This is a genomic window from uncultured Halopseudomonas sp. (assembly GCF_963977355.1).
Lineage (GTDB): Bacteria > Pseudomonadota > Gammaproteobacteria > Pseudomonadales > Pseudomonadaceae > Halopseudomonas.
This window is the reverse complement of sequence record NZ_CAXBOV010000007.1, coordinates 67,833-80,359: the sequence shown is the minus strand read 5'-3', so window position 1 is coordinate 80,359 and position 12,527 is coordinate 67,833. Positions and strand designations below refer to the sequence as shown.

10 protein-coding genes and 1 riboswitch are annotated in these 12,527 nt (G+C 57.4%); of the genes, 6 read left to right on the top strand and 4 right to left on the bottom strand.

Annotated features, from left to right (window positions below; translation table 11 throughout):
• The first annotated feature begins 55 nt into the window (after positions 1–55).
• Entirely contained in the window at positions 56–1,843 is a 1,788-nt protein-coding gene (gene msbA / locus AAC076_RS05185) for a lipid A export permease/ATP-binding protein MsbA (protein ID WP_339843350.1), read from the top strand.
• A gap of 47 nt (positions 1,844–1,890) precedes the next feature.
• Positions 1,891–3,321 carry a bifunctional D-glycero-beta-D-manno-heptose-7-phosphate kinase/D-glycero-beta-D-manno-heptose 1-phosphate adenylyltransferase HldE gene (gene hldE, locus AAC076_RS05180; protein ID WP_339843349.1) on the top strand — a complete coding sequence of 477 codons (1,431 nt, stop codon included), beginning with the start codon at positions 1,891–1,893 and terminating at the stop codon, positions 3,319–3,321.
• A 6-nt stretch (positions 3,322–3,327) separates the two neighbouring features.
• Here hldE and AAC076_RS05175 read toward each other — a convergent pair whose 3' ends face one another.
• From AAC076_RS05175 to AAC076_RS05165, 3 genes are read right to left on the bottom strand one after another with little or no spacing between them, the layout of a single operon-like run.
• Positions 3,328–4,203: a metal ABC transporter ATPase gene (locus AAC076_RS05175; RefSeq protein ID WP_339843348.1), complete on the bottom strand. Its 876-nt coding sequence runs from the start codon at positions 4,201–4,203 to the stop codon at positions 3,328–3,330.
• A gap of 11 nt (positions 4,204–4,214) precedes the next feature.
• Positions 4,215–5,012 (bottom strand): aldo/keto reductase, encoded by a 798-nt coding sequence (locus AAC076_RS05170; protein ID WP_339843347.1) that lies wholly within the window; start codon positions 5,010–5,012, stop codon positions 4,215–4,217.
• Positions 5,009–6,184, bottom strand: coding sequence for an FAD-dependent oxidoreductase (locus AAC076_RS05165; protein WP_339843346.1), 1,176 nt, complete (start codon positions 6,182–6,184; stop codon positions 5,009–5,011). Before AAC076_RS05165 ends, AAC076_RS05170 begins: the two co-directional genes overlap by 4 nt.
• A gap of 136 nt (positions 6,185–6,320) precedes the next feature.
• Here AAC076_RS05165 and waaA point away from each other — a divergent pair, with 136 nt between their 5' ends.
• Entirely contained in the window at positions 6,321–7,583 is a 1,263-nt protein-coding gene (gene waaA / locus AAC076_RS05160; RefSeq protein WP_339843345.1) for a lipid IV(A) 3-deoxy-D-manno-octulosonic acid transferase, read from the top strand.
• Positions 7,584–7,651: 68 nt separating this feature from the next.
• Here waaA and AAC076_RS05155 read toward each other — a convergent pair whose 3' ends face one another.
• Positions 7,652–9,157: a TolC family outer membrane protein gene (locus tag AAC076_RS05155; RefSeq protein WP_339843344.1), complete on the bottom strand. Its 1,506-nt coding sequence runs from the start codon at positions 9,155–9,157 to the stop codon at positions 7,652–7,654.
• 134 nt (positions 9,158–9,291) lie between these two features.
• A riboswitch (TPP riboswitch) is annotated at positions 9,292–9,392 on the top strand.
• A 72-nt stretch (positions 9,393–9,464) separates the two neighbouring features.
• On the opposite strand from AAC076_RS05155, the gene thiC reads away from it, so the two are divergent.
• From thiC to AAC076_RS05140, 3 genes are all read left to right on the top strand, one after another.
• Positions 9,465–11,348 (top strand): phosphomethylpyrimidine synthase ThiC, encoded by a 1,884-nt coding sequence (thiC, locus tag AAC076_RS05150; protein WP_339843342.1) that lies wholly within the window; start codon positions 9,465–9,467, stop codon positions 11,346–11,348.
• A gap of 72 nt (positions 11,349–11,420) precedes the next feature.
• Positions 11,421–12,038, top strand: coding sequence for an NUDIX domain-containing protein (locus AAC076_RS05145; protein WP_339843341.1), 618 nt, complete (start codon positions 11,421–11,423; stop codon positions 12,036–12,038).
• On the top strand, positions 12,035–12,490 hold the full coding sequence (locus AAC076_RS05140; protein WP_339843340.1) for a DUF1249 domain-containing protein: 456 nt from the start codon (positions 12,035–12,037) through the stop codon (positions 12,488–12,490). The genes AAC076_RS05145 and AAC076_RS05140 overlap by 4 nt, the downstream gene beginning before the upstream one ends.
• The last annotated feature ends 37 nt before the right edge of the window (positions 12,491–12,527 follow it).

The window sequence follows — 12,527 nt, the reverse complement described above, 5'->3', positions numbered from 1 at the left end:
CGCCCCCCGGTTGCTGTGTTAAACTCTGGGCCCGGTCCATTATCGCGAAGTGCCCATGTCCGATTCCGAGAAAGAAAGTTTCGCCCGATCCAGTGCGCGGATCTACATGCGTCTGCTGGGATACGTGAAGCCATATTGGTTGCCTTTTGGTATCAGTATCCTGGGGTTCATGATCTTCGCTTCGAGCCAGCCAGCCATGGCGTGGATGCTCAAGTATTTTGTCGACGGGTTGAGTCAGGGGTCGGGCGGTATGTTTCTGGGCGTTCCGCTGATCTGGGGCTTCCCGCTGTTCATTATTCTGGTTGCGTTCTATCAGGGCGCCGGTTCTTTTTTGGGTAACTATTACATCGCAAAAGTGTCACTTGGCGTGGTGCATGACTTGCGCACATCGCTGTTCAACAACTTGCTGACCTTGCCCAATCGCTATCTTGATAACCACAACTCGGGTCACCTTGTCTCGCGTATCACCTTTAACGTGACCATGGTGACCGGGGCGGCCACTGATGCCATAAAAGTGGTGTTTCGCGAAGGTATGACGGTGGTTTTCCTGTTTGCCTATCTGTTGTGGATGAACTGGCAGTTGACGCTGGTATTGATGGCGATCCTTCCGGTGATCGGCGTGATGGTCAATAGCACCAGCAAGAAGTTTCGCAAGCAGAGCCACAAGATTCAGGCGGCAATGGGAGATGTAACCCATGTCACTACGGAAACCATTTCCGGCTATCGGGTAGTACGCAGTTTTGGTGGGGAAGAGTACGAAACCCGCCGCTTCTATCAGGCGAGCGAGGCTAACCGCCAACGTGGCTTGAAGATGACGCGCACCGGCGCGGTTTTCACTCCAACATTGCAGCTGGTTACCTTCAGTGCAATGTCGGTTGTGATGTTTCTGGTCCTGTTCCTGCGGGGGGATTCCACTGTGGGTGACCTAGTTTCCTATATTACCGCTGCAGCGCTTCTGCCCAAACCGATCCGTCAGCTATCGGAGGTAAGCGCGAATATTCAGAAAGGTATTGCGGCGGCCGAGAGTATCTTTGAACAGCTTGATGAAGTGCCCGAGACTGACAGTGGCACTATCGAACGTGAGCGGGTTTCCGGGGAAATAGAAGTCCGCGATCTGGATTTCAGTTATCCCAATACCGACAAAAAGGTGCTTGAAGGTATCAATTTCCGCGTTCAACCAGGACAAATGGTCGCTCTGGTAGGTCGCTCCGGAAGTGGCAAGTCGACACTTGTCAGCCTGATTCCGCGTTTTTATCACCATGATCAAGGGCATATTTTAATCGATGGAGTGGACGTAGAAGATTTTCGGCTACGCAATCTTCGCCGGCACATTGCCCTGGTCACCCAGCACGTCACGCTGTTCAACGATACGATCGCCAACAACATCGCCTATGGTGATCTGGCTGGTGCGCCCCGTGATGCCATCGAGAGAGCGGTGGAGGCAGCCTATGCCAAGGAGTTCATCGACAAGATGCCCCAGGGTCTGGATACCATGGTTGGCGAAAATGGCGTGCTGCTTTCCGGCGGGCAGCGCCAGCGTTTGGCTATAGCCCGTGCGTTACTGAAAGACGCTCCGGTGTTGATTCTGGACGAAGCCACTTCGGCACTCGATACTGAGTCAGAGCGGCACATTCAGGGTGCATTGGACCGGGTTATGCAGGGCCGTACCACGCTGGTGATAGCACACCGGCTGTCGACCATCGAAAAGGCCGACATCATCATGGTGATGGATCAGGGCCAAATCGTAGAGCGCGGTAGCCACGCGGAGTTGATTGCGCAGAATGGCTATTATGCTCGCCTGCACAGCATGCAGTTCCAGGATGAGCCCTCCGCTGAGGCCTGAGACCCTTATATTTGCCCTTAGGGGCTGACTGAATACAGGTAGAACCAATGAAGTTGACCATGCCACGTTTTGACTCGGCGCCGGTGCTGGTGGTGGGCGATGTCATGCTTGATCGCTACTGGCACGGACCTACCCATCGAATATCGCCAGAGGCGCCGGTCCCGGTAGTCAAGGTTGAGCAGATCGAGGATCGGCCTGGCGGTGCAGGGAACGTGGCTTTAAACATTGCAGCGCTGGGTGCGCCGGCCTGGTTGGTCGGGGTGACAGGCGAAGATGAAGCCGCGCTAAGTCTGCGTCAGCGGTTGAATGCCGCTGGCGTGTATTGCGATTTTCAGGCCCATAGCGATCGCCCCACCATCACCAAATTGCGCGTCATGAGCCGTCACCAGCAACTCATTAGGCTCGATTTTGAGGAGCCCTTCGATACTGACGGCAAAGCGATTCTCGAGTCGGTGCGCGGTCTGCTCGACAAGGTCAAAGTAATGATCCTGTCGGACTACGGTAAAGGCGCGTTGGTCAACCATCAGGCGTTGATTGCTCTAGCAAAAGAGCGCGGCGTGCCGGTGCTTGCCGATCCCAAGGGCAAGGACTTCAGTATTTACCGGGGCGCTACGCTGATTACCCCGAATATGACCGAGTTTGAGGCGGTTGTTGGCCATTGCAGCAGCGAGCAGATGCTTGTCGAAAAAGGTATGGCGCTGGTCGAGGAGTTGCAACTGGACGCTATGCTGGTGACCCGAAGTGAGCAGGGTATGACGTTGCTGCGCCGCGGAGAGCCGGCGCTGCATATGCCCGCCAGGGCCCGGGAAGTTTTTGATGTAACGGGTGCTGGCGATACCGTTATTTCCACTCTGGCCGCTGCCCTGGCCGCAGGGGAGGCGATGCCTAACGCAGTCGGTTTATCCAATTTGGCTGCCGGGATTGTTATTGGCAAGTTGGGTACAGCCGCTATCAGTGCGCCGGAACTGCGACGCGCAGTTCAGCGCGAACAGGGGAGCGAGCGGGGTGTGGTAGGGCTGGAGCAGCTTGTTCAGGCAGTTGACGATGCGCGCGCCCACGGGGAGCGAATTGTATTCACCAATGGTTGCTTCGATATTATCCATGCGGGCCACGTGGGCTACCTGGAGGAGGCTCGCAGTCTTGGCGATCGACTCATTGTTGCGATTAACGATGACGCGTCAGTGAGCCGGCTCAAGGGGCCGGGCCGGCCGATCAATAGCGTGGAGCGGCGCATGACGGTGCTGGCGGGGCTGGGGGCGGTCGATTGGGTGGTCAGCTTTGCCGAAGATACCCCCGAGGAATTGCTCAAGGCCCTCAAGCCCGACATTCTGGTCAAGGGTGGAGATTACAGTGTTGACCAGGTGGTAGGCGCGCCTTTGGTGCACAGCTGGGGCGGTGAGGTAAAGGTGTTGAATTTTGTTGAAAGCTGCTCGACAACGGCCATCGTCGAGCGCATCCGCGAGCGTGACAAGGACTGAAGCGCTTCACAGCCGCTGCAGACCCTCTTCCCAGTCGCAGCGGCTGGCGTCAACAACCCATCCCTCTTGAGCGGCCATGGCTTCGCTGAAAAACCGATTCTGCGGGCGACGCAGTTGCAACTCGCCGCGGATCAGGCTGAACAGCTCTCCAGTGGCTTTGCCATCGCGTATTTCAGCCAGAAAAATCTCGGGCTTCTGATAATCCATCTCTACCACAAGCTCGCCGGTACTTTCCTCAAGTCTCTCGTCTGCATGCAGGAGCGTGAGGTCGTTACATTTCTCCGGCAGCTCCAGCTGCATGGCGTAAACCAATTGCAGGGAGTTGGTTGGCAGATGCAGATAGGCGCGAGGACGCTCGACCAGGTGCAATTCACGGCAGAGTATTGGCCGGGTGCCACATTGTCTGGGTGACAGCTTGAAGGAAAAGCGCTTGCAGCGGTTCAGCAGTGGTGCATAGGGCGTCGGTAGCCAGGTATCGAGATAGCTGCCCTGTAACCAGCCATGGCTGCATTCAATAAGAAGCTCTTCGGCAAGCTCGGTCATGACCGGTAGCAGCGGGACGCGGAGCTCGTGGGCCGGCACATAGCCGGAGATCAACTTGAGCACACTGTCACCCTGATCGGTTCGTTTCTGACGAATCAGCACCCGAAACTGCCTGTCCTGCCAGTTCAGGCTCAGGTCAACAGAGACGCCGAGGTTGGCTGCGGTCAGCTCGAAATTGTCCGGATCGTCGATCTCAATGGGTTCACGCAGGGCCTGCATCTGGCTGAAACTCAGAGGGTTGCCAACGGGGGTGTAGCAGAGCACTTCTGAGCTGGCTTTGACTTCAATGGCCTGGGTTCTGAATACTTCCGGATCCTTGCGGGCGATGATACGTGACATGCGCTTGCCTCTTATCGATGCAATACCCTGAGCGCCGTAGCGACGTTCTCGCGCAGGTGGGTTGGGTTGATGGTGCCAATCACGGCACTGGCGACGGCTGGATGGCTATAAATGAGCTGAAGGCTGGCGAACATCGGGTCTTCACCGTTAAGGCAGACATGTCCACTGGCCAACGCTTTTTTGATCAGTATGCCCTTGTTGTGTGACAACGCATGGTCGAGCACGGGCTTTTCCTGCTGATCTTGCAGATTGTACGTCACCATCGCGCAATCACCCTCATCCAATCCGCGAATACCACCATCTATTGTCTTGCCTGAAAAGCCGAAGGCGCGGATGAGGCCGGCACGCTTGAGCTCCGCCAATGTCGAGTAGACTGCCTCCCCAAGCACACCGATGTCATTTCCGTCGGAATGCACCAGCACCAGGTCGAGATAATCGGTTTTCAAGCGGCGTAACGAGCGTTCGATCGACATGCGGGTATGGGCCGCGCTGAAATCGAAATGGGACTGCCCGTTTTCAAACTCCTCGCCGACCTTTGTGCATATCACCCAGTCGTGGCGGCTGCTTCCGAGAAGGCCGCCCAGGCGCTCTTCGCTGATCCCGTAGGCTGGCGCGGTGTCGAGCAGATTGATCCCCAGATCATGCGCCAGGGCAAGTATGTCCTTTGCCTGGCGATCATCCGGTAGCTCGAAACTGGCAGGGTACTTGACGCCCTGATTGCGACCGAATTTGACGGTACCCAATCCCAGGGGGGAGACCATCAGTTCGGTACTGCCCAGGCGTCGAAAAAACGGCTGCAGACTGGTCATCGAAAACAGATGTCCCAAGCCGGTGCAGCAAGCTGTGGCCGGGGCAAGTCCGCGTAGTCGTCGCTGAGACTGGGGCGCACTCCCTGGCTATGCAGCTGGCTGACGGCCTGATCGCTCAAATCAGGAGCCAGGGCGAGTTTGGTCGGCCAACTGACCAGCACGTTGTGTACTGGCTGCAGATAGGCGGTATCGGGACGGACCAGGCCGCTCTGTGCGGGTTCGGCCCGGTTAACGGGCAGGGTGGTCCATTGGCAATGGGTGAGATCGACCCAGGGCAGTAATTCCTTAAGCTCCTGCTGGGCCTTGCTCACCAGTGCATCGGGGGTGAGCTGCACGCCCTGCTCGGCCAATTCGCCACCCAGATACCAGCACCATTGCCCATCGGCGCACGGATGGGTCGTGATCGTCATACGCGGCTTGGGGCTGCTCCCCAGGCAGTGAGCATAGAGGGGCGGCAGATTGGGACCCTTGACCAGTACCATTTGCAGAGGACGGCGCTGCATGGCTGGTTGAGTGACGCCCCAGTCCTGCAGAAGGGCTTCGTTGCCTTCGCCGGCGGTCAAGACATATCGTTGAGCCTTGATCTGATACCCGTTAATGCGCACGGCATCGATGCTGCCATCTTCGCGACGCTCAATCTGTGGTGCGCTATCGGAAACCAGGCTGTCACCTGCCAGCTCGCTCAGGCGTCTCACCGCGTCGGGTACATCGATTACCAGTTCAGCGAGCCGATAGACCTTGCCCCGAAAGGCGGGATTGGCAAACACCTCGGGCAGGTCCTTGCCCTTGACCGCATCAACCTTGCCGCGCAGAGCCTTGCTGGCGAAAAAGCCTGCCAGGTTGCTGATCAGGCTGCCAGGGGACCAGAGATAATGATGTTCTGAAAGAAGATTCACTCCGCGCAGATCAAGTTCGCCGTCACCCTGCAGGCAGGTTCGCCAGCGATTGGGCATGCCGGCAATAGACTCGGCTGCGGCGGTCAACTTCCCATGAAGCGCATATTTGGTGCCGCCATGAATGATGCCCTGGGACTTGCCACTTTGCCCGCCCCCGAGCGCACCACGCTCGATCAGGAGGGTGCTGTAGCCCAGACCACGTAAGCGGGCGTTAAGCCACAGGCCGGCGATTCCGCCGCCCAGAATACAGATGTCGGTTTCGAGAGTTTTACTCATGGACTCCGGCGCTCGCGCGCTTGTGTATGTCTAAAGGGGGCTAGTATAGACACTGCCGGTGCCTGTGGTCACATCTGCTACTATGAGTCGCACGCTGGAACCCTGTTCTGAGTGCCTTGCCCATCGAGGATCTTCAATGACGCGTACCCTCTACAGTGTTTTTTTCACTCTGTGCATGCCGCTGGTATTGCTGCGCTTGCTCATACGTGCTCGCAAGGCACCCGCCTATGCCCGACGCTGGCATGAACGTCTCAGCCTGGGCGGTGATCTGCGCCCTGACGGTATCTGGGTACATGCGGTTTCGGTGGGCGAAACCATTGCCGCTGCGCCTATGGTGAAGGCGTTGCTGGAGCGTTATCCGCACCTTCCCATCACCATTACCTGTATGACACCCACAGGTTCGGAACAAATTCGCAAACTGTTTGGTGACAAGGTCGGGCATGCCTACCTGCCCTATGACCTGCCGTGGCTGCAAGGCCGTTTCATCCACCGCCTCCGTCCCCGCATTGGCGTGATCATGGAGACCGAGCTATGGCCAAATATGGTGCATGAGGCCAAGGCCGCCAGGGTGCCGCTGGTACTGGCCAATGCGCGGCTTTCAGAGCGCTCTGCACGGGGTTACCAACGGGTGGCTTGGCTGGTGCGCCCGATGTTTGCCGCGCTTGACTGGGTAGCAGTGCAGACCCAGGCCGAAGCTCAGCGATTTGCTCGTCTGGGCGTAGACCAGAGTGCGATGTCCATTACCGGCAGTATCAAATTTGATCTGCAGCCTGATCCGGCAGTGCTTGATCAGGCATCCAGTCTGCGTGCACAAATGGGTGAGAGACCCGTCTGGATCGCGGCCAGCACCCACGGTGGGGAGGATGAGCAGGTATTAGCTGCACACCGGGAGGTGTTGGCGTTGCACCCGGACGCGTTACTTATTCTTGTACCCCGTCACCCGGAGCGCTTTAACGAAGTGGCCAGACTGATTGAGGATGCAGACCTGAAGTGTGTCCGACGCAGCAGCGGCGAGACGCCTATGCGAGCAGATCAGGTACTGCTCGGTGACAGCATGGGCGAGCTGTTGATGTTTTATGCCTGCGCAGATGCAGCCTTTGTTGGCGGTTCGCTGGTGTCCCATGGTGGCCATAATTATCTGGAGCCAGCGGCACTGGGTTTGCCGATTCTCTCTGGTCCCCATTCGTTCAACTTCACTGAGATCAGCGAGCTTCTCGAAGGTGCAGGCGCACTGCAGCGTGTGCAGGATCAGGCCGAGTTGGCAGAGGCAGTCACACACCTGTTGAGTGAGCCTATGGTAGCCAGGCAGACAGGTGCCAAGGGTCTAACTGTGGTTAGGGACAATCAGGGGGCGCTGCAACGTCTTTTGGATGGTATCGCCGTCAGGCTGAGGGCTTGAGGCTAAGCAATGATGGATGTCTGATCCGACATCACCCCCGCTGATTGATCAGCGGGGGCAAGCGTCAATCAGAATGTACTGCGCACAGGTTCATTGGCTGTGTCCGTGTCCATGTCGAACGGGCCACTGCGTTCAACCGGGCCATTGGGCTCAACTGAACCGCTTCGCTCAACGGCGGGACGTTGCATTGACATGCTCTGAACCTCCTCCTCATTGAAGGGAGGAATGAAATCCTCGTCGGGATTATATTGCGGATCAAGCCACTGAGAGAGCTCTATCAGGTCCTCAGGGCTCAATGTGCCCGCTGCCTGCTTCAGACGCAGCGTATCAATAATGTAATTGTACCGGGTGGTGTTGTAGTCGCGGACTGCGCGAAACAGATTGCGCTCAGCCTCAAGGACGTCCACCACGTTGCGCGTACCCACTTCGTAACCGGTCTGGGTAGCATCACGTGCTGCCCTTGCAGAAATGATTGCCTGCCTGCGCGCTTCAACTTCTTCGACACTGGAGGTTACCGTGCGGAAAAGATTCCGGGTCGACTCCACTACCTCACGCAACCTGGCTTCGCTGAGGCGCTCACTCTGGGTCAGACGGTAGCCTGACTCTCGCACCTGTGAGCTTCTGCTTCCGCCTATGAACAGCGGTAGGGTCACCTCGATACCGATGCTGGCCTGTTCCGTATCGCCGTTCCTGTTGGTGGCTCCAAGTGCACCACCCAGTTCGGCTCCGCCGCTGCTGTGGTTGTAACGGGCAAAGGCGTCAACGGTAGGCGCAAAAGTAGCCTTGCTGCCGCGCAGTGTTTCAGCCGCCGTGTCCACCGCCAGTCGACTGGCTTGCAGGCTGAGATTCTGGCTCGCTGCGGTATCTACCCACTCCTGCAGATCTGCCGGCAATGGCGGCATGATGGGCATTTCATGGCGTATACCTGCCAGGCTGTCGTAATCGCTCAGCGTCAGGCGCGTCAGTGCCTGGTAGCTGACGGTCAGATTGGTCTGTGCGGTAAGCCGGGTGGCCCGGGCGGTATCGTAACCCGCCAGCGCTTCAAGTACATCTGTACGGGCAGACAAACCCACCTCGAATCGTTCCCTGGCCTGATCCAGCTGACGCTCGAAAGCATCTTCTTCAGCTCGGGCGGTCGCGAGATTATCCGATGCACGCAGTACGTTGAAATAGGCTTGCGCCACTTCAATGATCAAGTCCTGCTGAATTGCGGAAAACTCAACCATCGCCTGGGCGCTGACCGACTTGGCGGCCTGATAATTGAACCAGCTCTCTGCCCTAAATAGCGGCTGTGTCAGGTTCGCCTGGTAATAGTTGGTATTGTAGGTGTCGTTTCCCTGGCTCTCTATCTCAATGCGTTCACGGGATACACCCGCGCCCAGGCTGATATTGGGCAGAAGCAACGCGCGTGCCTGGGGCAGGGCTTCCTGTCGAGCGAGCGTGTCGGCCTCGGCTGCGGCCAGGTCGGCACTGTATAGAAGGGCTTCTTGGTAGACGGTCATCAGGTCAGCCTGGGCGGCAGCCTGGCCTGAGACTCCAGCCAGCACAATGGCAACGTACAGAGGGCGCAGCATGCAGAGTTCCTTCGCATGGGAGAAATAATCAGCCAAGGCTAAGGAGATGTCGGCTGGGGGTCAAGCAATGCTTGGGGCCTGGTGCGGAACAAAGTGTTTCTCACTCTCTCAGCGGGCGTATGTTAAGCTTTTTACTCATCTTGACGGGGTGCCTGCGGTTTTGCCGAGGGCTGAGATAATACCCGTTGAACCTGATCCGGTTTATACCGGCGTAGGAATCGAGATGCGTGCCTGCCCGCAGACCTTCGGGGTCCGTGCCGCCTGCCGTTTCGGTTCCCTGCGAACCACAACGCAGCGGAGCACAATAATGAGTTTTCAGCAGTCCGATATTGCCATTCTTACCTCTGGCGCCGATGGCGCCGCTTCCCAGCCATTTCCGAAATCGCGCAAGGTTTACGTAACCGGCTCACGTCCGGATATCCGCGTGCCTATGCGTGAGATCAGTCTTGCCGACACTCCCACCGACCTGGGTGGTGAGAAGAATGCGCCGGTAACCGTTTACGATACCTCAGGCCCTTACACCGATCCGCAGGTCAATATCGATCTGCGCGCTGGACTGGCGGACGTGCGTGGTGCATGGATCGGAGAGCGTGATGATACCGAAATCCTTACCGGTCTTAGCTCCGAATTCGGCAGGCAGCGCCTGGCCGATCCGGCCCTGGACAGGATGCGCTTTGCCCATGTGCGGCACCCTCGTCGGGCGAAAAAAGGTCGTAACGTGTCTCAGATGCATTACGCGCTTAAGGGCATCATCACCCCTGAGATGGAATACATCGCTATTCGCGAAAACATGAAGCTGCAGCAGGCGCGTGATGCCGGATTGCTGGCTAATCAGCACCCAGGTCAGAGCTTTGGGGCGTCAGTGCCGCAGGAGATTACGGCCGAATTCGTTCGTGAAGAAGTGGCCAGGGGTCGAGCGATCATTCCAGCCAATATCAACCATCCGGAATTGGAGCCGATGATCATAGGGCGTAATTTCCTGGTCAAGATCAATGGCAATATCGGTAATTCGGCGCTGGGTTCTTCGATTGAAGAAGAAGTGGAAAAAATGACCTGGGGTATACGCTGGGGTTCGGACACCATTATGGATCTGTCCACCGGCAAGAATATTCACGAAACACGTGAGTGGATTATCCGTAACTCACCCGTACCTATTGGTACCGTGCCGATCTATCAAGCACTTGAAAAGGTCAACGGCGTTGCCGAGGACCTGACCTGGGAGATATTCCGCGACACATTGATAGAGCAGGCCGAGCAGGGCGTCGATTATTTCACCATCCACGCTGGCGTGCGGCTGCGTTACGTCCCGATGACGGCCAAGCGTGTCACCGGCATTGTTTCGCGCGGGGGTTCGATCATGGCCAAGTGGTGTCTGGCACATCACAAGGAAAGCTTTCTCTATACCCATTTCGAAGATATCTGCGAAATCATGAAGGCATACGACGTGTCTTTCTCCCTGGGAGATGGTCTGCGACCGGGGTCCATCGCCGACGCCAACGACGAGGCCCAGTTCGGTGAACTGGAAACCCTTGGCGAACTGACCAAGATTGCCTGGAAGCATGATGTTCAGGTAATGATCGAGGGCCCCGGTCACGTTCCAATGCAGTTGATAAAGGAAAACATGGATAAGCAGCTCGAATGCTGTGACGAAGCGCCGTTTTACACCCTGGGGCCTTTGACTACGGATATAGCGCCGGGCTACGACCACATCACCTCGGGTATTGGCGCCGCAATGATCGGCTGGTTCGGCTGTGCGATGCTTTGCTATGTGACCCCCAAGGAGCACCTGGGGCTGCCGGATCGTGACGATGTGAAAACCGGCATTATTACTTACAAAATTGCGGCGCACGCTGCAGACCTGGCGAAGGGGCATCCTGGCGCACAGATTCGCGACAATGCCTTGTCCAAGGCCCGTTTCGAGTTTCGCTGGGAAGACCAGTTCAATCTGGGTCTGGACCCTGACACGGCGCGCAGCTATCACGATGAGACGTTGCCCAAGGACTCGGCCAAGGTCGCCCACTTCTGTTCCATGTGTGGGCCCAAGTTCTGCTCGATGAAAATCACTCAGGAGGTCCGTGAATACGCGGCTGGCCAGCGCATTGAAGCAGTCGATCTTGCGTTGGAGGAGGGTATGAAAGCCAAGTCTGCGGAGTTCAGATCCAGCGGTTCACAGTTGTATCAAAAGGTCTGAAGCCTTGCCGAAGCCCCGGCAGGTATGCGAGTTTAGGTAATCAAACGCATACATCGCCTTGGGGGCTTCTGGTTGGACACTTTTACACGCGCCGATGTGGAGATCATTCGCAGGGAAACCGGCTTTAGCGGTTTCTACCGGATGGATATTCTCACGCTCCGCCATCGCCTCTTTAGCGGTGGCTGGGGGCCCGAGCTCAGGCGCGAGCTTTTTGTGCGCCGCGATGCCGTCTGCGTGCTCCCTTACGATCCTTGGGCAGACACCGTGGTGCTGCTTGAGCAGGTGCGGGTGGGCGCCCTGGACAAAAGCGAGCGTCCCTGGCTGGTCGAACTGGTTGCAGGCTTGTTCGATGCTGGCGAGAGTCCGGAAGAGGTAGCCCATCGCGAAGCGCGAGAAGAGGCTGATCTGACATTGCTGCAATTGCTGCCGATCGTGCGTTACTACCCCTCTCCCGGCGGCAGCGACGAGCGGGTACACCTGTACTGTGCGCTGGTCGATAGCAGGGGCGTCGGCGGCATCCATGGTCTTGAGACCGAAGGCGAAGATATTCGCGTCAGCGTCTGGTCGCGCACTGAGGCGATCAGCGCGATGGAAAAAGGTCAGATTGATAACGCGGCGAGCATAATCGGTCTGCAATGGCTGAGCATGCATGCTGCGCGTCTTCGTGCAGAAGCGGGGGCTCGACCATGAACGCCCTGCGCAAGCCCCGTTACAAGGTTGATCTGGTTGGTCTTCAGGCCGTATGTGAAGCCAATTATTGGCGGCTGATCAGCCTGATGCCGGATATGGCCTCTAGCGATTACCTGAGACTGCTTGTCGAGGCAGAGGATGGTCAACCGCAAAGTCTGAGCCTGCATGTGCTCGAGCGTTGCCGTTACACCACGACGTTGCGCCTGACACATCAGCGTGAGCATGAATGGCTGACCCCACCGAGCATGGAGGTACGCTTGTATCACGATGCGGGAATGGCGGAGGTGGTTGCTGCCTATAATCGGCGGCGTTTTCGCGGGGTTTACCCTTATCCGAACGAACAGATGCTGCAGCCGGACGAAAAATTCCAGTTGAATCAGTTCCTCGGGGAGTGGCTCGGTTACTGCCAGCAGTATGGTCGCAGTGACCAGCCTGTTATCATTCAACGCTAAAATGCGGCTCGCCACCCTGCGGAGGCTCAGGCTGTTA